Source organism: Sphingomonas chlorellae (assembly GCF_056485145.1).
The window spans coordinates 827,414-849,260 of record NZ_JBQXXM010000001.1; the positions used below are offsets into that span (position 1 = coordinate 827,414).

Consider the following 21,847-nt stretch of genomic DNA (forward strand, 5'->3'; position numbering starts at 1 on the left):
AACGCGCATCAATCGAGTGCCGCCCGCCCCGGCAACCAGATGGAACGGTCCACGTTGCGCGCTTGGATCAATAGGTGAAACGCTAACACGCTGAAGTGGCCGCTTGAATATGCTGCTCGGCTGAAGCTCGAACTACGTCAGCACTGATTTTTTTGGTTTGCGGTGATAGCGGGCTTACCGCGCCGAAGTCCAAGGACGAATTTTCACCCGATTTCGCCTGTTTCCGAGCGCATTGGCATCTACACCTTGAATGGACCCGGCACCCAGCTATGTTTGGCGCGTGACGGCGGGATCGGCAAATTTCGGTTTTCTGGCGGCGACCGATGATCGGCTCTGCCGGCTCGGAACACTTGCCGAGCGCTATTTTCTCGACGACGCGCCCACCGCCCTCGCCAAGCTTCGCCTGTTCGCGGAATTGATGGCGAAGGAAATCGCGGCCGCACATGCGTTGCTGCCGCCGGGCAAGCCCAGCTTCGATGACGTGCTGTCCGCGCTGCGCCGGCGTTCGGTGGTGCCGCAGGAAGCGCTCAACATCTTCCATTTCCTTCGCCGTACCGGCAATGCGGCGGTGCACGAGAATGCCGGCTCGAACCGCGAGGCGCTGGCGGCGCTGAAGATCGCCCGCGAACTCGCGATCTGGTACCACAAGGTCTACAACAAGCAGGCCGGTTTCGATCCTGGGCCGTTCATTCCGCCGTCGCCGCCTGCGGACCCGAGCGCGGAGTTGCTGAAGGAGCTTGCCGAGCTCCGCAAGCTCGCGGACCAGAGCAAGCATGCGGAAGCGGCCGCACGCCTCGCTGCTGCCGATGCGGAGGCGGCGCGGCGGGCGGCGTTGCTGCTCGCCGGCAAGCGCGAAGAAGAGGCTGCCTTCTGGGAACGCTTCGCGCGGGAAACTGAGGCCAAGGCAAAGGCGGCGGAGGCGGCTGTCCTCGCCACCCAGCGCGCGGCCGAAGCCGAACCCGCTGCGGAGCGCGATGTGCTGGCCGCTGCCGCCGCGAAGGTACCGATCGAGCTTGACGAGGCCGACACACGCGTCCTGGTCGACGAGCAGTTGCGCGGGGCGGGGTGGGAAGCGGACAGCGTGCGCCTCGACTACCGCAAGGGCGCGCGCCCGGAATATGGCCGGGCCATGGCGATCGCCGAGTGGCCTACCAAAAGCGGGGAGGCCGATTACGCCCTGTTCGTTGACGGCCGCTGCGTCGGCGTCATCGAGGCCAAGCGTCGGCTGAAGGATGTGCCCGGTCATCTTCCCCAGGCCCAGCGCTATGCCCGCGACATCACCATCGACCCCGACGCGCTGCCCCAGGGCGGTCCCTGGATCGACGGCGATACCCGCTACCGCGTCCCCTTCGTCTTCGCCACCAACGGCCGTCCCTATGTGAAGCAGTTGGCGACCAAGTCCGGCATCTGGTTCTGGAATGCCCGAACTCGCGAGGCGCCGCGCGCGATCGCCGAATGGTTCTCGCCGCAGGATTTGGTCGAGCGCCTTGAGCAGGAAATCGGCGACCCGCTCGACAAGGTCGCCGAGCGGGAGCTCGGCGTCTCCGGCCTGCGCCCTTACCAGGAACAGGCGATTACTGCGGTCAACGACGCGATCGCCGCCGGCCAGCGCGCGATCCTGCTGTCGATGGCGACGGGCACCGGCAAGACCCGGCTCGCCATCGCGCTGATGTACGAGCTGCTGCGCGCCAAGCGCTTCCGCCGCATCCTGTTCCTCGTCGATCGCAGCGCGCTCGGCCGCCAGACGCTCGACGCCATGGCGACCACCGACACCGCCGGCTTCCTGAAGTTCGACCAGGTGTTCCCCGTCGCCGATCTCGAGGCCAAGTTTCCCGAGGCGACCACGCGCGTCCAAGTCGCGACCGTCCAGGCGATGGTCCGCCGCCTGTTCGACGAGAGCAAGGACGGCGAACGCCCGACCCCCGGCACCTATGACCTGATCATCGTCGACGAGGCGCATCGCGGCTACACGCTCGACGCTGAGCTGCGCGAGGAAGACCTCGGCTTCCGCACGCTCGACGACTATCTCTCTGCCTATCGCCGCGTGCTCGACTATTTCGACGCCACCACCGTCGCGCTCACCGCCACCCCGGCGCTGCACACGCGCGAGATCTTCGGCCCGGCGGTGTTCCACTATGGCTATCGCCAGGCGGTGATCGACGGCTATCTGATCGATCATCGCCCGCCGCGCCGCATCACCACCGCGCTCAGCCAGACCGGTATCGTGTTCGACAAGGGCGACGAGGTCTCCGTCTATGATCCCAAAACCGGCGAGCTGAACCTGATCGACTTGCCCGACCAGGTCGATTTCGAAGTCTCAGAGTTCAACAAGAAGGTCTATACCGAGGCGTTCAACCGCGCCGTCGCCCAGGCGATTGCGCTCGAATGCCCGCCGGACCAGCCGGGCAAGACGCTGCTCTTCGCCACGCGCGAGGACCATGCCAATCTGCTGGTCGACGCGCTCAAGCAGGCGCTGATCGAGGAATATGGGTCACAGCCCGACGATCTGGTGATGAAGATCACCGGTCGCAACGATCGCCCGCTCGACGACATCAAGAAGTTCAAGAACGATCCTCGCCCGAAATATGTCGTGACGGTGGATCTGCTCACCACCGGCGTGGACGTGCCGGCGATCACCAACCTGGTGTTCGTCCGCCGGGTGAACAGCCGCATCCTCTACGATCAGATGATCGGCCGAGCCACGCGCCGCTGCGACGAGATCGGCAAGGACTATTTCCGCATCTTTGACGCGGTCGACATCTACGCCAATCTCCAGGATTTCACCGACATGCGCCCGGTCGTTACCGATCCGGCGCTGAGCTTCGCCGAACTGGTCCGCGACCTCGAACGCGCGCCCACTGAGGTGGACCAGGCCATCGTCCGCGACCAGATCGTCGTGAAGCTGCGCGGCGCGCTGAAGCGGCTCGACGAGGAGCGCCGCACCGCGATGGAGCAGGTGCTGGGCAGCCTGCCGGCGCTGCCGAACCGGCTGAAGGATGCGCCCCCGGCGGAGACGCTCGCGCTGTTCCGCCAGCATCCCAAACTAGCGGCGGCGCTCGACACGCCGACGCGGCGGAACGACGGCGGCATCTACGTCTCGGAACATGACGACGAACTCGTCTCGGTCGAGGACGACTATGGCGACAAGGCCTCGCCCGCCGATTACATCTCCGGCTTCGAGGCCTTCGTCCGTGCCAACATGAACGCCGTGCCCGCGCTGATCGCCGCGACCCAGCGCCCGCGCGACCTGACCCGCGCCGAGCTCAAGGAAATTGCCGTGCTGCTCGACGGCCAAGGCTATTCGGAGGCGGCGCTGCGCCAGGCCTATGGTCGCGTCCGCAATGCCGACATCGCCGCGCACATCATCGGCTTCGTCCGCCAGGCAGCCCTTGGCGATCCGCTGGTGCCCTATGCGGTGCGGGTGGAGAACGGCGTGCAGAAGATCCTCGCCGGCCGCGACTGGACGCCGGTGCAGCGCCGCTGGCTGCAGCGCATCGGCCGCGCGCTGAAGGAGCAGCCGGTGGGCGACCCCGCCATGCTCGCCGATCCGCTGTTCGCCCAGAATGGCGGCTTCCCGGTGATCGACCAGCAGTTCGACCACAAGCTGGCCGACGTGCTGATGGACCTGAACGCCGCCATCTGGGATAGCGGCGCCGCCGCCTGACCGGCCGCACTAGGAGTGAAGACTTGAATCCCGCCAGCGATCTCGTGAACAAGCTGTGGCGCCTGTGCGCGCTGCTGCGCAAGGACGGCATCACCTACCAGCAGTACGTCACCGAACTGACCTATCTGCTGTTCCTCAAGATGGCGTCCGAGCAGAAGGACGAGGGCAAGATCCCCGAGCCCTATCGCTGGCGCGCGATCACCGCGGCCAACGAGGCGGAGGTGCTGCAGCGTTATCGCCAGGCGCTGGTCGATCTGGGTAACCCGGACAAGGTTTCCGAACGATCGGTCGTCGCGATCTTTCAGAACGCCACTACCGTCGTTCGTGAGCCGGCGACGCTGCGCAAGCTGATCGACGCGATCGATGGCCTGCACTGGTTCACCGAGGAGCGCGATGCATTCGGCGATGCCTATGAAGGCCTGCTCCAGAAGATGGCGGAGGAGACCAAGCGCGGCGCCGGCCAGTATTTCACCCCGCGCGTGCTGATCGACACGATGGTGGCGCTGATGCAGCCTCGCCCGGGCGAGGTGATCCAGGACCCCGCCGCCGGCACCGGCGGCTTCCTGATCGCCGCCGATCGGGTGATGAAGCAGGCAACCGATGACTATTTCGAGCTATCCGATCGGCTGAAGGTATTCCAGCTTGCCGAGGCCTTCCGGGGTATCGAAAACGTACCGGATACCTATCGCCTCCTGCTGATGAACCTGCATCTCCACGGTATGGGGGCCAGCCAGATCGACCTTGGCGACACGCTGTCGCCCAAGGGCAGCGATCCGCGCTTCAAGCAGGCCGATCTGATCCTCTCCAACCCGCCGTTCGGCCCGGCGGGCGGGCCGCCGACGCGCGACGACCTGTCGATCACCGATCGCGTCTCGTCCTACCAGCTGCCCTTCGTCGAGCACATCGTCCGCGCGCTGCGGCTGGGCGGGCGCGCGGCGGTGATCGTGCCGGATAACGTGCTGTTCGACGATGGCCGCGGCAAGGCGCTGCGCCAGCGGTTGATGAGCTGGTGCGACCTCCACACTATCCTGCGCCTGCCCACCGGCATCTTCTACGCGCAGGGTGTGAAGACCAACGTGCTGTTCTTCACCCGCGCCGACGAGGAAGCGCCGCTGGAGGATGCCACGCGCGAGGTGTGGATCTATGACATGCGCGCCGGCGCGCCCGCCTATGGCAAGACCAACCCGCTGAAGGAATCGGACTTTGCCGATTTCGTCGCGGCGTTCGGCGACGATCCGTTCGGCCGCGCGCCGCGCACCGATGGCGGCGAGACCGGCCGCTTCCGCCGCTTCACCCGTGCCGAGATCGCCGCGCGCGGCGACAATCTCGACATCAGCTGGCTGAAGGACACGAGCGCCGACGCCGAGGACGGGCTGGACACGCCCGAGGAGCTGGCGGCGGCGATCGAGGGCCATCTGCTGGCCGCGCTGGAGGAAGTTGGCGCGCTGGTGGCGGAACTGGGCGGCGAGGCGGATGCGTCGGTGGCGGAGGAAGTGGCGTGACGCTGCCGGAGGGGTGGGTTGAGGCGACGGTCGGGGATTTCGTTGCGCCCGTTGAGGTTGGCGACCCAACGCGCGATCCAGACGCAACCTTTCGGTACGTCGACATCGGCTCGATCGACAACCGGTTGTTCCGTATAACCGCGCCCAAGGTAATACTCGGGAGGGATGCTCCATCCCGAGCAAGGAGGCGTATCAGGACGGACGATATTCTTTTTTCGACCGTCCGGCCTTACTTGAAAAATATCGCTCGCGTGCCAGCGGAACTGGACTGTGAATTTACTTCCACCGGTATCTGCGTTCTGCGGAGCGGGGGGGCGATAGAACCCGGTTTTCTGTTCCGACGAGTGTTGTCTCAAGACTTCATCGACGCGATGACGCTGGCGTCAGACGGCACGATGTATCCAGCGATCGGCGACAAGGATGTTCTCGGGGCTGCGATTTCTGTGCCCCCGAAAGCCGAACAGCGCCGCATCGTCGCGAAGCTGGACGCGCTGGCCGCCCGCCTCGCCCGCGCGCGGGCGGAACTGGATCGGGTGCCGGTACTGGCCAAGCGGCTGCGCTCCACAGCTCTGCGTGATTGCTTCGCTGATAACGGGCATACCCTGCTGCTAGGTGATCTGCTGACCGGCATTGAGGCCGGCAAGAACCTCCGCTGCGAGGAGCGTCCGCCGCGCGAAGGCGAGCAAGGGGTCGTGAAGGTGAGCGCGGTGACCTGGGGCCGCTTCGATCCCCGCCAGTCGAAGACCCTGCCTTCAGATTACCGGCCGCCGGAAGCCGCGAGGATTCGCGAAGGCGATCTGCTGATCTCGCGTGCAAATACGTTGGAGCTGGTTGGCGCAGTTGCGTTGGTCGAGGAGGAGCCGCGCGATCTGTATCTCAGCGACAAGATTTTGCGGCTGGTGTTGCCCAGCGGCGACAAGCGGTGGGTACAGTGGTTTCTCCGTTCGCCGGCTGGACGTCGAGAAATCGAAGGCAAGGCCACGGGCAACCAACTCTCGATGCGCAACATCAGCCAAGGCGCACTTCGCGCGATCGCTATTCCGTATCCTACAGCCAGCATTCGCGAAGCTCGCATCCAGGCGCTGGAGGCTGCCTTCGCCCGCGCCGATCGCCTCGAGGCCGAAGCAGCCCGCGCGCGTGCGCTGCTCGATCGGCTGGAGGCAGCGATCCTCGCCCGGGCGTTCCGGGGCGAGCTGGTGCCGCAGGACCCGGCCGACGAGCCGGCCAGCGTCCTGCTCGACCGCATCCGCGCCGCCCGCGCGGCGGCGCCCAAGGCAAAGCGGGGCAGGAAGCCGGCTGCGGCGTGACGATCTGGTTTGTCGCCGACACCCATTTCGGTGAGCAGCCGCGCGGGCGGGTGAAGGCAAGCGGCCTCTCCGCCGAGGCGCTCGATGCGCGGATCGCCGCGTGCTGGCGCGAGCGGGTCGCGCCGGACGATCGGGTCTATCATCTCGGCGATGTCGGCACACCGATCGGCCAGGTGCGCGATCTGCCCGGGCGCAAGATCTGCATCCTCGGCAATGGCGATCGCTCGCAAAAGGCAGTGCGGGAGTCGCAGGTATTCGAGGCGGTGCACAGGCGTCTGCTGCTGCCGATCGAGGGTACGGCACTTTTCCTCGTCCATGATCCCCGTCACGCGCCCGCCGATCCCGGTGGTGCCATCGTGCACGGCCACACCCATGCGGCCGATCCGGCGCCCGGCCATCGCTCGGTCTCGGTCGATCGCACGGGCTGGGCCCCGATCTGCCTGGAGGAACTTCTGGCCCGTACGGCCTGAAGCATCTCCGGGAAAAACCCGCAGCACTTGCTAATGCGCCCAACTTGTTGTTTTGAATGGTGGAGGTCGGTTGCGGCCAGTCGAGGGGAGAGGTAACCTTTCGGCAAGAAGCGATCGAATAGACCGCCGTTCAGGGGAAGGACGAAGGTGCAAACGGGGGATGGGGGAAGCCGCGCGACCTGGTCGCTGCGGATCAAGGAATCGCGCTCTCGCGAGGAACTGCTTGCGGTGGAGCAGGCGGTTCTAGCCGCCGACTTGGCGGACAAACGGCTGCTGCAGATCGAGATTGCCATGGCCCGGCGTCGGCTGAGTCAGGTGACTGCGCCTGCGACGGCGGAGTGCAGCGCATTTGCGACAGCGTACGGATTGGCCGCGCCTAACGGCGACTGGCTCTACCGATACCGGCTCTCCGAGGAAGCGTTCTGAGGTGGTCCCGGCTATTTGGACAGTTTTGCGGCTGAGCTAAGCTAATCCGGGTTGTCGTTCATGCCGCCATTCTGGTCATCAGATCATGGGGGGCATGCCCCCCATGATCTGAAGCGCCGATCCACCCATAGGCTTCCGCCGGGGTTCGCCCGACCAGGCCCGAGTGGGGTCGCTGGTGATTGTAATAGGTGATCCACCGGCCAAGACCAGCGCGCAACTCCGAGCCGGTCTCGAAGGCGTGCAGATAGACGCATTCGTACTTGAGCGATCGCCAGAGCCGCTCGATGAAGACATTGTCCATCCAGCGGCCCCGGCCGTCAATGCTGATCCGCACCTCGGCGTCGCGCAACACGCTCGTGAAGGCGAAGCTGGTGAACTGGCTGCCCTGGTCGGTGTTGAAGATCTCAGGCCTTCCGAAGCGCGCAAGCGCTTCCTCCAGCGCCGCGACGCAGAAGCCCGCGTCCATGGTGTTCGACAGCCGCCATGCCAGCACCTTGCGCGTCGCCCAGTCCATGATCGCGACCAGATACAGGAAGCCCCGGCGCATCGGGATGTAGGTCACATCAGCGCACCAGACATGGTTCGGCCGCTCGATCGCCAGCTTGCGCAGCAAATAGGGATAGACCCTGTGCTGCGGGTGCGGATCACTCGTGCGCGGCCGCTGGTAGATCGGCGACAGCCCCATCCTGCCCATCAGCCGCCGCACCCGTCGTCGTCCAACATCATGGCCATTGCGGCGCAGATGCCGGACCATCTGGCGGCTGCCGTACCACGGCATGTCGAGGAACGCCGCGTCGATCACCCGCATCAGCACCAGCGTCTCTTCCGTCTCCGGCACCGGCACGTAATAGTAGCTCGACCGGCTGATCGACAGCAGCCGGCATTGCGCCGCGATCGACAGGCAGTGGTGAGCAGGATCGATCCACTCCCGCCTCCGTGCCACGCTCATCGACCGGAGGCCTTCGCTAAAAAATCCCGCTCCACCAAGAGCTGCCCGATCTTCGCGTGCAGCTTGTCCACCTCGGCGTCGCTGGCAGCTCGCGCCGCATCACCCGCGCCGGAGAACGTCGCCGACATCCCCTCGATCGCCTGACGCTTCCACGCCGCGATCATCGTGTGATGCACCCCATGCTTCGCCGCCAGCTCCGCCAGCGTCAGATCCCCACGGATTGCCTCCAGCGCCACCTTCGCCTTGAAATCCGCGCCGTAGCGCTTCCTCGTCGCCTTCATTCCCGTTCGTTCCTCACGTCGGGATTAGCTTAGCATCCTGTCCAGTTTTCCGGGACCACCTCACCTCCATGCCGCCGAACTTGGCCTTCCACGCATAAAAGGTCGCGCTCGACATCCCGTGCCGGCGGCACAGATCCGTCACCACCGCGCCTGCCTCAGCCTCCTTCAGGATGCCGATGATCTGCTCTTCCGAAAACTGCTTCCGCTTCATCCGTCCGTCCCTTCGTCGGGTCAGACCCTAGCTCCAACTGGAGGAAAAAGCGGGGGTCACGTCAGATGCCGTGAGATCGAGAATTGGAGCGGGTGAAGGGAATCGAACCCTCGTCGTAAGCTTGGGAAGCTTCTGCTCTACCATTGAGCTACACCCGCGTACCGGACGGGGAGGCCCCGGGTCCGCGTTTCGGGCCGTTTGCGCCCGAGGACCGCCGGTTGCCACAAGCCGGGCGGGTGCGTCAACCGTCTGTTTGCGACGCCGGCCGATCGAGCGCGAGGCGGGTGTCGCACAGCGCGAGCGGGGCGGGGCGGTGGCTGACGAGGACGAGACCCGTCCCCGTGCGGGCGAGCCATTCGCCCAGTCGCGCGACGAGTTCGCGCTCGGTCGCGGCGTCGAGACCCTCGGTCGGTTCGTCGAGCAGCAGCCAGGGACGTGCGGCGAGGATGCCGCGGGCAAGCGCGAGGCGTTTGCGCTGACCGCCCGACAGCGCACGGCCCTGATCGCCGATCCACTGGTCGAGCCCGTCGGGGAAGGCGCGCACGGTATCGGCGAGGCAGGCGATGTCGAGCGCCTCATCGATGGCCGCATCGTCGATCCCCGGCCGCGCGATCCGCAGATTGTCGCGCAGCGTCCCCGCGATCAGCATCGGTTCCTGGGGCACGAGCGCGATCGCCGTGCGCAGCCCGTAGATGCCGAGCGCACGCACGTCCTGTCCGCCGAGGGTGAGCAGTTGCGGGGCGTCGCGGCGCAGCCCGGCGAGCGTTTCGAGCAGCCGCGTCTTGCCCGCGCCCGAGCGGCCGACGAGCGCGACGCGTGCACCGGGCGCAAAGACATGGTGGGTGCCGCCGCCAGCCAGCGTCATCGCCAGCGTGACATCGGCAGGCGCGGGGGGAAGCGGCGGTTCGGCGGGAACCGTGAGCAGGCGGTCGATGCGCTGCACCGCGTCGGCGACGGCGGGCGCGCGGACCTGTGCGCGGGTGAAGCCGCCGAGCGCTTCGGCCGCGGCGGCGCTGGCGAGCGCGGCCATTGCGGCGAGCGGCGGGGCGCCGCTGGTCCCGACGATCGTCAGCCCGCTGGCGATGCCCGCAGCGGCACCGACGAGCGCGCCGATCGCCGCCTCGGCGGTGGCGAGGCGGCGCGCGGCATCGTCATGCGCCGCAGCGACCGCCTGAAGCTCGGCGGCGACGCGATCGGTGAGGCCATAGACCGCAATCTCGCCCGCCGAGGCGGCATATTCGGTGAGCGCGATCTTGAGCGCGGCGAGCGTTTCGGAGGTGCGGGCAGCGCGCGGGGGCAGCAGCCGCGCCGAGAGGGCCCGCGTGGCGATGAGCGACGCCGCCAGGACCAGCGCGACGCCGAGCGCCGCGACGAGCCCGGCGCGTGCCGCGATCGCCACGGCGAGCAGTCCGCCCGCCAGCGCGGCGGCGATGGCGGGGCCGCGGATCAGCCGATCCTCGAGCTGATCGACGTCGCGACCGAGCAGCGCGGCGGCCTCACCCCCCGAAAGCCGTTCGGCGCCGGTCGCCTCGGCCACGGCGGCGCGCGCGAAAAGGCGTGTGCGCACCGCCGCCAGCGTCGACAGCGCGGCGCGGTGGCTGAGCAGCCGTTCGGCATAGCGCGCGACGGTGCGGACGATCGCGAGCAGGCGGATCGCGGCGCTGGGGATGAGGTAGTTGAACCCCTGGGCGACGATCGGCCCCGCGGCTCCGGCGATGGCGGCGGCGGTGATGAACCAGCCCGACAGCGCGAGCAGCCCGACGGTGCCGATGGCGACGCCGATCCCGGCGAGGACGGCGATGCGGCGCGTGGCGGCCCAGGGGCGCGCGCAATCGGCGAGCGGGGCAGGCAGCAGCGAACGGCTCATGCGATGGCGACCTCCCGCGAGGCGGCGGCGATCAGCGCGGGATCGTGCGTCGCGGCGAGCACCGCGTGATCGCGCGCGAGATCGGCGAGCAGCGCGATGATCGCACCGGCGGTCTGTGCGTCGAGATCGGCGGTGGGTTCGTCGAACAGCAGCAGCGGCCGGTCGGCGAGCAGCGCGCGGGCGATGCCGATCCGGCGCCGTTCCCCGCCCGACAGCCCGGCGCCGCGCGGGTCGATCGGCGTGTCGAGCCCTTCGGGGCGGGCGGCGATCAGCGGTCCGAGCCCGGCCCGTTCGGCGGCGGCGCGGATCGCGTCGCGGCCGGCATCGGGGCGGGCGAGCGCGAGATTGTCGGCGAGCGTGCCGGGAAGGAGCATGACATGCTGGCCGGCCCAGCCGATCCGTGCATTGGCGGCGCCGGGTTCGACCACCGTCCCGTCGAGCCGGATGCACCCCGCCGCTATCGGCGCGAGGCCGACGACGAGGTGGAGCAGCGACGACTTGCCGCTCCCGGTCGGGCCGGTGAGCGCAACCATCTCGCCCCTGGCCACCGCGAGCGAGAAGGGGCCGATGCAACGGCCATCGGCATAGGCGACGGCGGCGCCGTCGAGCATCAGCGCCGCAGCGGGCGCGTCGGCGGCGATGGGCGTGGGCGGCGTGTCGGCATCGGCGGTGCGCGCGGCGATCGCGGCCAAGGCGGATTCGCCGAGTTGCTTTTCATGATAGGCGGCGGCGAGGCGGCGCAGCGGCAGATAGAATTCGGGCGCGAGCGCAAGCGCGAAGAAGGCGCGCCCCAGCGTCAGCTGTTCGGGCACGGGGAAGGGGAGCAGCCGGAGCAGGTTGAAGCCGCAATAGACCGCGACGAGCGCGACCGAGATCGCCGAGAAGAATTCGAGCGTCGCGGTGGAGAGAAAGGCGATGCGCAGCACGGCATAGGTGCGATCGGCCACCCCGGCCACGGCGGTTTCGACCTGGCGCGTCACGCGGGCCTCGGCGCCGAACGCGAGCAGGATCGGGAGCGCCCGGATGCGGTCGACGAACAGCCCGGACAGTCGGGACAGCGCCTCGACCTGCGCATCGGCTGCTCGCCGTGCGGCGCCGCCGGCAAACGCCATGCCCACGATGAACGGCAGCAGCGTCAGCACCAGGATTCCCGCGGCGATCGGGCTGGCGAAGGCGACGAGCGCCGCGATCAGCAGCGGTGCGATCGACGCCGCGCGACGGAGCGGCATGAACCGGCCGTCATAGCCGGTGAGCGCCTCGACCTGATCGACCGCGGTGGCGAGATCTTCCCCCAGCAGCCGGGTCGAACGGCCGCGCGCGCGCAGCAGCAGCGGGAACAGCGTGGCGCGCAACGCCCGTTTGGCGCGATTGCCCGCGGCGATGCCCGCCGATTCGGCACGCGCCTGAATCCAGGCGCGCAGCACCGCCGCCAGTGCCATGCCCAGCGCCGCCCCGGTCGCGCCGCGCGCATCGGCGGCGAGCAGCCGGTCGAGCGCAAGCGCGAGCGCCCCCGCGAACAGCGCGGCGACCAGGCTGTCGAGCAGCCACCATCCGGTCGCGCGGTGATCGGCCGATCGGCGCGGAAGAGGCGGGGCGTCCATGCGGCGGCTCGTTTCCACAAATCGCGGCAAAGAAGAAGAGGCTATCGACGCCCGCGATGTCCATGATGCGGCCGGCGGCGGGACAGGTCGGGCTTGCCGAAGCCGGGCGCGCCGCTAAGCTCGACGCCGCCCGCGCGACCGGCCCCGACGATCGGCGTCGAGATCATCGCCGGCGTCGCGGCGACGAGGAGAGGATGCCATGTGGTATTTCACCTGGGTGCTGGGACTGGGGCTTGCGGTCGCCTTCGCGATCCTCAACGGACTGTGGCACGAGATGCATTCGACCGACGAGGAATAGCCGGCGTTCAGCGCGCGGGGGCACCCCCGGGCCGGGGCTGCGGGAGCACGGGCAGCGCAACTGCACCCTGCCGCCGTGCGAAATGCGCGATCAGCCAGCTGCGCACCAGGCTGATCGACGGGTCGGACAGATCCTCGGCGCGCAGCTTCAGATAATAGCCGAAGCCGTCGCTGATGACCGCGTCATAGGGCGCGCAGAGGCGGCCCGCGGCGAGTTCGTCGGCGAACATGTCGATATCGGCCAGCGCGACGCCGTCGCCGTGCATCGCATAGCCGACCGCCGCCGAGGCCGTGTCGAAGGCGATGCCGCGTTCGCTGTCGAGCGCGATCCGGCACTGGCGGCCAAAGGCATCCCACAACAGCCCGCGCGGCTCGCCTTCCAGCTTGACGTGCAACAGGTCGTTGTCGCGCAGGAACTGTTCGAGCGGCTTGCCGGCATGGCGGGCAGCGGTGGCGGGCGAGCAGACGGGCGCCACGCGGACCATCCACAACAGGTCGGTCACCTGATCGTCGACATGCGGCCGATCGAACACGATCGCCATGTCGGTTTCGGCGGCGGGCAGCCCGGTGACGTGCGTGCTCGACACGTCGATGCGGATTTCGGGATGCGCGGCGTGGAATGCCTGAAGCATCGGCAGCACGACCTGCTGGAGCAGCGAGGGCGGAATGTGCAGCCGGATCGGACGGCCGAGATCGGGGCGGGTGCAGATCGACGCGATCGTCTCTTCGAGCCGGTCGAACGCCTTGCGGACTTCGGGCAGCAGGATGCGTCCGGCCGATGTCAGTTCGAGCCGCGCGCCCGAACGATCGAACAGCTTGTGCCCCAGCAGTTCCTCGAGGCTGATGATGTGGCGGCTGACGGCGCTCTGCGACACTTCGAGCGCCTGTGCCCCCGCGGTGAAGCTGAGGCGCTGGCCCACGGCGTCGAAGGCGCGAAGCGCGTTGAGGGGGAGCAGGCGGCGGTCGATCGGAGGCTTCGGCACGTCGCATCCTTGTCAGCCGCGCCGGGCGGGATCAAGTCCGGCGCCCGCGAATTGCATCCCCGCCGGCTCCCGATCGGCGCTGCGGTGCGCAAGGGAACTATACGCACGGCGCAGGCGCGCTATGGAGAGGGCGACAAGAAGGAAGGAATGTCCGCGTCGTGCCGTCTGCCCCTGCCAAGGATGCCCTGGTGAACCCGTCCGTTGCCGGCGCGTCGCCGTTCGACCGCCGGCGCTGGTATGTCGTGGCGGTGCTGGCCTTCGTCTATGCGCTCAACATCGCCGACCGTTATGTCGTCTCGACGGTGCTCGAGCCGATCCGCGTGGAGTTCAACCTGTCCGACGCCGGCGTCGGCTGGCTGACGGGCGCGTCGCTGGCGCTGTTCTACATCACGATCGGCATCCCGATCTCGCAGGTCGCCGACCGCGCCAACCGCCGCAACATCGTCGCAATCGCGATCATGCTGTGGTCGGTGATGACCGCGGTGCTGGGCGTCACCCAGAATTTCGTCCAGTTCCTGCTGGCGCGCATCGGCGTGGGCGTGGGCGAGGCGGGGGGTACGCCGCCGTCGACATCGATCATCGCCGACTATTTCCCGCTGGAGCAGCGGCCGTTCGCGCTGACGCTCTATGCGCTGGGGCTGCCGCTGGGCGCATGGCTGGGCTCGACCGTCGCGGGGGCGATCGTCGAGGCGTTCGGCAACTGGCGCGCGGCGTTCGTCGCGCTGGGCGTGCCGGGGGTGCTGTTCGGGCTGGTGATCCTGTTCACCGTGCGTGAGCCAGAGCGCGGCCGGTTTGAGACGACGGCGCCCGAGGCGGAGCACGAGGCATCGCTGCGCGAAACGATCCGGTTCCTGTGGACGCAGCGTTCGGCGTGGCACATCAACGCGGCGGGAACGGTGATCTGCCTGTGGGGCTGGGGGCTGATGTACTGGACCCAGACCTATCTTGAACGCAGTTTCGGGCTGAGCACCGCCGAGGCCGGCGCGCGGCTGGGCACCATCTATCTGTGGGCGGGCATCCTGGCGACGGTGGCGACGAGCGTGCTGCTGGCGCTGCCGCAGATGCAGTCGCCGCGGCGGATCGCGTGGTTTCTGGCGCTGGTGGTGCTGGGTTCGACGGTGCCGTCGTTCCTGATCTACTGGACGCATTCGCTGACGATCGCCACGGCGATGCTGTGGATCGTCGTGCCGGCGATCTACCTCTATGTCGGGCCGACGATGGCGCTGCTGCTCCATTTCCTGCCCGCCCCGATGCGGGCGCAGGGGATGGCGATCAGCCTGCTGACCGCCAACGTCGCCAATCTTATCATCGCGCCGCTGGTGGTCGGGTGGATCAGCGATGCGCTGGCCGGGCCGCTGGGCAGCAATGCCGAATCGCTGCGCTATGCGCTGCTCGCGCTGTCGCTGACCGGATTCTGGGCGGCGTTCCATTACGCGCGCAGCGTGCGCAGCTTTGCCGCCGACGAGGCGCGGCTCCGGGGGGCGGCTGCGCGCGAGGCGTGACGCCGCCACCCCGGTGCCCCCGCCGGGAAGAGGGGGGCTGGGCCCGGCGGGTGTGCCGTCGGGGCAGGTGCGGGTGCCCCGACGGCATCAACAGGCAGCGGCGGGCCGATACGCGCCCTTGCGCCGCTGCGAAAACCAGGCGGCCAAACCACGGCCCCGGCAGGCGGGGCGCGTCCAGCGGGTGACACGGGGTTCCGGAACGGGGAAGCAATGATCGGCGGCGAGCGATCGCCCCGTCCGTGCGTGTCGAAATTCCGGCGACCACAGGGGTTTATTGTCTGACTATGAGAAAGGCGTTCGTCCCCGGCGATCGCTTTCCGTTGAAGTCGTGCGTATGCAGCGTTCCAAGTCAGTCAAAACAAAAACGACGAAGATGCTTTCCGTTTACGTCATGGTTATCGTGCATCATCGTCGCTCGCATTTAATGACTAAAGATAACTAAGTCACTTCGATGCGCTAATGTAACGAACTTCTAACACGAATACTGGGGCTGCTCAATGGCAAAGCGCGCCCGGTCGGCCGTGCCGTGCCCAGGCTGCGCCCGAAAGCCGGCGGGCGGCATCGCCGTTCGCAACGCCGCCCCGCCGGGCGCCTGCGCGGGGCAGGCGCCGGCCGCGTCAGAAGCGCATCCGCGCCCGCACGCCGACGGTCCGCGGCCGCGCATAGGCGACGCGGTCGCCCGCCTGATAGACCTGATAATAGGTCGCACGGGCGATGTTGGTGATGCCGACGCCGTTGACGAGATTGTTGCCGAAGATGCCGAGTTCGAACCGCCCGATGTCATAGGCCAGCGAGGCGCTGACATTGTGCGTTTCGGGAAGCACGGCATAGTTGGCGTTCGGCCCGTTGGGGGTGAGCACGCCGTTGACGAGCTTCGTCGCCTGCGAGTTGAAGGTCGTCTGCTGCTGCGACTGATACTGATAGGTCGCCTGGAAGTGCAGGTCGCCCGCGCCGAGCTTGCGATCGTAGAAGAGCGCGGCGGTCGCGGTCCATTGCGGATAATAGGGCGTCGCGTCGCCGTCGAACGCGCCGACGGTGGGGATGTCGCCCTTGGCATGCGAGTCGTTGTACGACGCGCTGGCCGACAGCGTGATCGCCGGCGTCGCCTTGACGGTGGTTTCGAGTTCGACGCCCTTGCTCGTCACGCGACCCTTGTTGTCGGTGAAGAAATAGGAGCAGTCGAGCCGCAGCCGGGTCTGCACGTCGCGCCAGTCGATATAATAGGCGCTGGCGTTGAGCGTGACGCGGCCGTCGGCAAACCGCGCCTTTTCGCCCACGGTGTAGTTCCACAGCTTGTCGGGGCCGAAGGTGAGCGGCGCCGCGCTGTAGCCATAGCCGGCAAGGTTCTGGGTGCACTGGCCCGCCACGCCCGTGTTGCCGACCGGCACCGGCTGGTTGCCGCCGCCATAGCGGAAACCCTTGGCGACTTCGCCATAGACCATCAGGTCGGGATTGACGCGGTACGACACGTTGACGCGCGGATTGACTCCGTCCGACTTGAGCCGGGCATTGGTGGTCAGCGGCACATGGTTGACGACGCCGTAGACGCCGGATTCAAAGAGGTAATAATCCTCCTTGAAGTTGAAGTAGCGCAGGCCGCCCGTGATATCGAGCTTGTCGGTCGCGTGCCAGGTAGCGTCGGCATAGACGGCGACCTGATGCTCGTCGATGTCCTGGAGCCCCGAGAAGATGTCGTTCGACTGGAACGCCTTGTCGACCAGCTTGGAGTCGTAGAGGCCGTTCGGCGTGCCGAACGGGCCGTAGAAATAGTTCATGTACGACAGCGTGTCGAAGCCGGGGACGGGGATGTCCTGAACGAGGTGGCGCTTCTGCTTTTCATAGAAGGCGCCGACGGTCCACTTGATCGGCCCGTTGTCCTTCGACACGAGGCGAACCTCGCCCATATAGTCCTTGAGCCGCTGGTCGATCTGATAGAGCTCGGCCGGGATCATGTTGGCGATCGCCTGGCTGTAGCTCGTCGGCTTCTTGAACAGCGGATAGCGGCCCTGGCCGACCGGCAGGCCCGAGTTATAATCCTCGAAGAAATAGCCGATCGTCGCCTCGGTGCTCTGATCGAAGCCGATCTCGCGGTCGGTATAGGCGCCCGACACGACGAGGTTGGCAAAGCCCAGATCATAGTCGGCATTGAGCGTGTAGAGGCGGAACAGGTCGTCCGTTCCCTCCGGCCCGTTGGTCGAATGCGTGTAGGGCTTGAGACCGTTCAGTGCGACGTTGAGGCCGTGCGCGCGGCTGTTTTCATAGGTGAAGCCGAGGTCGAGCGTGAAGTCGCTCGACGGCGTCCAGCGCAGCGCGACGCGCGCCTGGGCGGTGCGGTTGCTGTTGGCGTTTTCCTTGTTGCGCTGGCCGATATTGTCGATGAAGCCGCCGTCGCGCGCGATATAGCCATTGGCGCGCAGCGCGAGCGTGTCGGCCACCAGCGGCACGTTGATCATGCCGCGGAAATTATAGCTGGCCGCGCCGTGTTCGGTAATCGCCGCGCCGCCTTCGACATAGCCGAACTGGCGGGTGAGGTCGGGCTTGGCGGTGACGAAGCGGACGGTGCCCGCCATCGAGCCGGCGCCGTAGAGCGTGCCCTGCGGCCCGCGCAGCACCTCGACGCGTTCGAGGTCATAGACCTTGAGGTCGGGCGTCTGGCCCTGGACCGAAATGGGGGTGTCGTCGAGATAGACCGCGACGAGCGAACGGTCCGACGTGTCCGATGTGTTGTAGCCGCCGGTCGACATGCCGCGCATGTTGAACTTGTTGAAGCCCGGCGCGCCTTCGGTGATCGAGAGCGAGGGGGTGAAGCGGGTGAGGTCGGACAGGTTGCCCTGGCCGGCGCGGGTCGCCTGGTCGATGTTGATGACCGACACCGCCATCGGCACCGTCTGGATCGACTGCGCGGCGCTGCGATCGGCAGTGACGACGATCTCGTCGCTGGCGGGGGCGGTGGCCTGCGGATCCGGATCGGGCGCGCGCAGCGTCGCCTCGGCGCGCGATTCGTCGCGCGGTGCCGCGTTCGCGCCGCCCGCGAGCATCGCGAGCGCCGCGGCCGAGCCGAGCAGCAGCGCGTGGCGGCCATGACGGGCCGACGGACGCGGGAACAACGGATAGATCATGGAACCCCCAGCAAAATCAGGTCTTTGCAACACGTCGATCAGACGGGGGCCGGATGCCGGCGGTTCGTCGTCGCCCGGCGGGCACGAGCGCAGCCCGATGCGGGCGACGGCGCGGATGCCCTGCCGGCGCCGCCCCCACGACACCTGACCCCGGCGGCGCCATAAGCGTGCGGTTCACAAAAGTCGATAAGCGTATCACAAAATCGCATGGCCGGTGCGGCGACGTGCCGTGCCGCACCGGCCGAAACGCGAATCAGCGGGGGGCGATGCCGGTCGGCGCCGCCGGGCTGGCGGCGTCGACGCTGCCGGTGCGTTCCAGCTTGCCCCAGCCGACCCACATCCCCGCGATCGCCGAGCCGAGCGCGCGGAGCACGACCCAGTACATGAGCTGGCGATAGACGAAGCGCTGCGCGACGAGCAGGTGCGCCGGATAGGCGACGCGGCGTTCCTGAAGCCGATAGGCCACCCAGCCGCACAGCACGTCGATCGAGGTGAAGGCCACCCAATAGGTCGCCATCATCCAGACGTCGGTCTGCGTCTGCGCCCAGCCATGGCCCCAGACCTTGAACGCGGTGGAGATGATCGAGACCACCAGCGCGAGATCGATCACCGGCGAGATGGCCGCAAACACGATCTGGAACACCCATGCCTGGGGCAGGCCGATCCAGGCGAGGCCGGGCGCCTTGCCGTCGCGGCCGATGCCGCGATGCTTCCACAGGCACTGGAGCGTCCCGAACGCCCAGCGATAGCGCTGCTTGGCGAGCGCCCGGAAGCTTTCGGGCGCCTCGGTCCAGGCGACCGCCTGGGGATCATAGGCGACGCGCCAGCCCGCGCGCTGGATCGCGATGGTGAGGTCCTGATCCTCGGCCAGCGTGTCTTCCGGATAGCCCCCCACGGCGTCGAGCGCCGCGCGGCGCCAAGCGCCGACCGCGCCGGGGACGACGGTGATCGCGTTGAAGCCGGCGAGCGCCCGGCGCTCGAGATTCTGCGCCGTCACATATTCGACCGCCTGCCAGCGCGTGACCAGATTGACGCGGTTGCCGACCTGGGCGTTGCCGGCGACCGCGCCGAGTTGGGGGTCGACGAACCAGCGGGCGAGGCGGGCGATCGTTTCGGGCTCGAACTGGGTGTCGGCGTCGAGCGCGATCACGATTTCGCCATGCGCCTGCGCGAGCGCGGTGTTGAGGGCGCGCGCCTTGCCGCCGTTTTCGAGCGTGAGCAGCGTGACGCGCGGATCGTCGCCAAAGGCGCGCTGAACGATCGCGCTGGTTTCGTCCTTCGACCCGTCGTCGGCGACGATCAGCTCGATCGCCGGATAGTCGCTGGCGAGGACGCGGCGCACCGACGCCTCGATCACCTTGGCCTCGTTATAGGCGGGGATGATGACGGTGACGCTGGGCGTCGCCTCGGGCGGCGTTTCGTGGCGCTCGCGCAGCCGCTGGCGGACCGCCAGTCCGGCGAGCAGCACGGCGCGCGCGATTCCGAGCACGATCGCGACGAAGAACAGCCAGCGCAGCGCGGCGGCGAGGGCGGCCAGAATGACGAAGATCGTGACGTCGGCGCGCACCGCGAGCAGATCGCTGCCGCTGATCGGCGGCATCACCTGTTGCTGGTTGAGCCCGGCAAGCTGCGCGACCGAGACGAACTGATAGCCGCGCGCGCGCAGCCCCTCGATGATGCGCGGCAGCGCCTCCACGGTCTGCGAGCGATCGCCGCCGCCGTCGTGGAGCAGCACGATGTTGGCCGAACGCTCGGCATCGCCCGCCTCGACCTGCGTGATCGTCTGGTTGACGATCACGTCGGTGCCGGGGCGCTTCCAGTCGTCCGGATCGACATGGAGTCCGACGACGGTATAGCCTTGGCGCTGCGCGGCGAGCGCGGGGTCGATTTCGTCGGCGGTCGTCGGTTCGGCGTCGCCGAAATAGGGCGCGCGGAAGAGCCGGATGCCGCGCCCGGTATAGGCCTGGATCAGCCGCTGGGTGCTGTTGAGCTCCAGATTGGTCGCCGCGGGCGAGGACAGCGCGAGATTGGGGTGGGTGTAGGTGTGGTTGCCCAGCGTATGCCCTTCGCGGACGATACGGTTGAGCAGAAAGGGCTGTTCGAGCGCATCCTCGCCGACGATGAAGAAGGTCGCGGGCACGCGCTCGCGCTTCAGGATGTCGAGGATGCGCGGCGTCCAGCTGGCGTCGGGGCCGTCGTCGAACGTCAGCGCGATCTGCTTTTCGCGCGCGCCGGTACGCTGGACGACATAGGGCGTCGGCAGCTGGAGATATTGTTCGTCGCGAATGATCCCCTGGGCGTCGAAGCTCAGCGCCCGGCGGCCGACGGTGGGGGTGGCGGTGATCCGCAGGATTTCGCCGTTGCCCTCGACATCGACGTCGTTGCGCGGGGTGATCGCGCCGAGATCGGGACGCTTGCCCGTCCGGAAGCCGGCGAGCGCGGGCCAGACGCCCGCATCCTCGGTGCCGAGGCGCCACAGCGCGACGCTGCCGACGCCCAGCGCACGCGTTGCCTGGAGCTGGTTCCACGCCGAGGCGGCGTCGAGCATCCAGATGTCGTGGTGGACGCCGTTCTCGTCATAGGCGAAGGCGGCGTTGCCGCTCTGGCGATCGAAGGTGATCTTGGCATCGCTGTCGTGCGCGACGAGCCACGCTTCCTCGACGCTGAGCGCGTCGGCGCGCTTGTCGTGCCAGTCATAGGCATAGCTGCCGATGGCCACGACGAGCTTTTCGGTGCCGACCTTGGCGACCGCCTGGCGAAGCTGTTCGACGAACCAGGGCTGCGGCGCGATCGGGCCGGGCTCGCCGCCCTGCCAGTGGAAGTCATAGTCCATCAGGATGACGCGATCGGCGGCGCGCGCGAATGCCGCGATGTCCCAGTTGGTGTCGCCCGCGGGCACGGTGACGGCGAGGCGCGCGTCGGCGGGCATCGCCGCGTTCACCTCGCGCAGCAGCGCCAGATAGCCGGGAAGCGACGCCGGCGGCAGGTTTTCGAAGTCGAAGACGAGCCCGTGATGGCGGCCGTTGCGGACCATCGTCGCCAGCCGCGTCGCCAGCGCATGACGCGCGGCGGCGTTCTGAAGCAGCGTGGCCGCGTTCTTGCCGTCCCATTCGGATTCGCTGAGATTCTGCACCATCGGCAGAACCTTGGGCGCGCGCGGCACGCTGGCGAGGATCCGCGCCAGCCGGCTGTCGTCCTGCACCGTCACCTTGTGATCGGGGCCCGCAACGGTGACCAGCGCCGGAATCACCCAGTCGAGTTCGCCCGCATGGGCGCGCAGCGACGCCGCGCTGCCTTCGTCCCAGGGCACATAGAAGCCCATGGTCAGCGGCGGCTTCGTCTTGCGCGCCGGGCCGCCTGGCAGCCAGTCGCGCAGATTGGTGAAGCGGCGCCCGCCCGAATGAACTTCGGAGGCGCGGGCGTTGCTGAGCCGCAACGGCAGATCGTCGCCACGAGGCACGTTGAGCAGCGTGAAGGCAAAAATGCCCGCCGCCAGAACGATCACCGCGATCAACGCGAAAACCGCGCGTCGCGTCCACGCCCTGCGCTTGCCGCTGGCATCAAAGAAAACAGGTTTTGACATGCGTGCCCCTCGAGCCCGTCCGCACCCGGGCGCGGCGGAAATAACACCGCCGACGCCTTTAATGAACGGTGCCCGGGCCTTCTAG

Annotated in this window: 13 protein-coding genes, 1 tRNA gene and 1 pseudogene; 7 read left to right on the forward strand and 8 right to left on the reverse strand. The window is 67.9% G+C overall.

Annotation, left to right across the window (positions count from 1 at the left end):
* The first annotated feature begins 250 nt into the window (after positions 1-250).
* From hsdR to ACT3CF_RS03895, 5 genes are all read left to right on the forward strand, one after another.
* Complete coding sequence (hsdR, locus tag ACT3CF_RS03875) at positions 251-3,664, forward strand: type I restriction-modification system endonuclease (protein WP_478420488.1); 3,414 nt, start codon at positions 251-253, stop codon at positions 3,662-3,664.
* A gap of 23 nt (positions 3,665-3,687) precedes the next feature.
* Positions 3,688-5,166, forward strand: coding sequence for a class I SAM-dependent DNA methyltransferase (locus tag ACT3CF_RS03880; protein ID WP_478420489.1), 1,479 nt, complete (start codon positions 3,688-3,690; stop codon positions 5,164-5,166).
* Positions 5,163-6,473 (forward strand): restriction endonuclease subunit S, encoded by a 1,311-nt coding sequence (locus tag ACT3CF_RS03885; RefSeq protein WP_478420490.1) that lies wholly within the window; start codon positions 5,163-5,165, stop codon positions 6,471-6,473. Before ACT3CF_RS03880 ends, ACT3CF_RS03885 begins: the two co-directional genes overlap by 4 nt.
* Positions 6,470-6,943, forward strand: a complete 474-nt coding sequence (locus ACT3CF_RS03890) for a metallophosphoesterase family protein (protein ID WP_478420491.1) — start codon at positions 6,470-6,472, stop codon at positions 6,941-6,943. Before ACT3CF_RS03885 ends, ACT3CF_RS03890 begins: the two co-directional genes overlap by 4 nt.
* A gap of 147 nt (positions 6,944-7,090) precedes the next feature.
* On the forward strand, positions 7,091-7,369 hold the full coding sequence (locus ACT3CF_RS03895; protein WP_478420492.1) for a hypothetical protein: 279 nt from the start codon (positions 7,091-7,093) through the stop codon (positions 7,367-7,369).
* Positions 7,370-7,427: 58 nt separating this feature from the next.
* Here ACT3CF_RS03895 and ACT3CF_RS03900 read toward each other — a convergent pair.
* The 5 genes and pseudogenes from ACT3CF_RS03900 to ACT3CF_RS03920 form a co-directional block, all read right to left on the reverse strand.
* A protein-coding gene (locus ACT3CF_RS03900; RefSeq protein WP_478420493.1) for an IS3 family transposase occupies positions 7,428-8,599 on the reverse strand; the annotation gives its coding sequence in 2 pieces (ribosomal slippage) (positions 7,428-8,335 and positions 8,335-8,599; 1,173 coding nt in all).
* Between the two features lie 46 nt (positions 8,600-8,645).
* Positions 8,646-8,810: pseudogene (locus ACT3CF_RS03905) on the reverse strand (transposase); the annotation flags it as partial.
* Positions 8,811-8,894: 84 nt separating this feature from the next.
* Positions 8,895-8,968, reverse strand: a tRNA-Gly gene (locus tag ACT3CF_RS03910).
* An 83-nt stretch (positions 8,969-9,051) separates the two neighbouring features.
* The gene (locus ACT3CF_RS03915; RefSeq protein WP_478420494.1) at positions 9,052-10,677 is read right to left on the reverse strand and encodes an amino acid ABC transporter ATP-binding/permease protein; all 1,626 of its coding nucleotides are present in this window, start codon (positions 10,675-10,677) and stop codon (positions 9,052-9,054) included.
* Positions 10,674-12,278, reverse strand: a complete 1,605-nt coding sequence (locus tag ACT3CF_RS03920) for an ABC transporter ATP-binding protein/permease (RefSeq protein ID WP_478420495.1) — start codon at positions 12,276-12,278, stop codon at positions 10,674-10,676. The genes ACT3CF_RS03915 and ACT3CF_RS03920 overlap by 4 nt, the downstream gene beginning before the upstream one ends.
* Before the next feature lie 199 nt (positions 12,279-12,477).
* On the opposite strand from ACT3CF_RS03920, the gene cydX reads away from it, so the two are divergent.
* Positions 12,478-12,576: a cytochrome bd-I oxidase subunit CydX gene (gene cydX / locus ACT3CF_RS03925; RefSeq protein WP_478420496.1), complete on the forward strand. Its 99-nt coding sequence runs from the start codon at positions 12,478-12,480 to the stop codon at positions 12,574-12,576.
* A 7-nt stretch (positions 12,577-12,583) separates the two neighbouring features.
* On the opposite strand, the gene ACT3CF_RS03930 is transcribed toward cydX, so the two are convergent.
* Positions 12,584-13,558 (reverse strand): LysR substrate-binding domain-containing protein, encoded by a 975-nt coding sequence (locus ACT3CF_RS03930; protein WP_478420497.1) that lies wholly within the window; start codon positions 13,556-13,558, stop codon positions 12,584-12,586.
* A 188-nt stretch (positions 13,559-13,746) separates the two neighbouring features.
* Here ACT3CF_RS03930 and ACT3CF_RS03935 point away from each other — a divergent pair, with 188 nt between their 5' ends.
* A complete protein-coding gene (locus ACT3CF_RS03935) occupies positions 13,747-15,060 on the forward strand; it encodes a spinster family MFS transporter (RefSeq protein WP_478420499.1) in 1,314 nt (437 codons plus the stop codon).
* Positions 15,061-15,677: 617 nt separating this feature from the next.
* Here the strand turns inward: ACT3CF_RS03935 and ACT3CF_RS03940 are convergent.
* Together ACT3CF_RS03940 and ACT3CF_RS03945 are read right to left on the reverse strand one after the other, a co-directional pair.
* On the reverse strand, positions 15,678-18,179 hold the full coding sequence (locus tag ACT3CF_RS03940; RefSeq protein WP_478420500.1) for a TonB-dependent receptor: 2,502 nt from the start codon (positions 18,177-18,179) through the stop codon (positions 15,678-15,680).
* 253 nt (positions 18,180-18,432) lie between these two features.
* A complete protein-coding gene (locus tag ACT3CF_RS03945) occupies positions 18,433-21,762 on the reverse strand; it encodes a trifunctional glycoside hydrolase family 18/polysaccharide deacetylase/glycosyltransferase family 2 protein (RefSeq protein WP_478420502.1) in 3,330 nt (1,109 codons plus the stop codon).
* Positions 21,763-21,847 lie beyond the last annotated feature (85 nt).

Bases quoted from the DNA above. Each gene is read 5' to 3' on its own strand.
- ACT3CF_RS03915 (WP_478420494.1), bottom strand. From the start codon at position 10,677: ATGAGCCGTTCGCTGCTGCCTGCCCCGCTCGCCGATTGCGCGCGCCCC.
- ACT3CF_RS03945 (WP_478420502.1), bottom strand. From the start codon at position 21,762: ATGTCAAAACCTGTTTTCTTTGATGCCAGCGGCAAGCGCAGGGCGTGG.
- ACT3CF_RS03920 (WP_478420495.1), bottom strand. From the start codon at position 12,278: ATGGACGCCCCGCCTCTTCCGCGCCGATCGGCCGATCACCGCGCGACC.
- hsdR (WP_478420488.1), top strand. From the start codon at position 251: ATGGACCCGGCACCCAGCTATGTTTGGCGCGTGACGGCGGGATCGGCA.
- cydX (WP_478420496.1), top strand. From the start codon at position 12,478: ATGTGGTATTTCACCTGGGTGCTGGGACTGGGGCTTGCGGTCGCCTTC.
- ACT3CF_RS03940 (WP_478420500.1), bottom strand. From the start codon at position 18,179: ATGATCTATCCGTTGTTCCCGCGTCCGTCGGCCCGTCATGGCCGCCAC.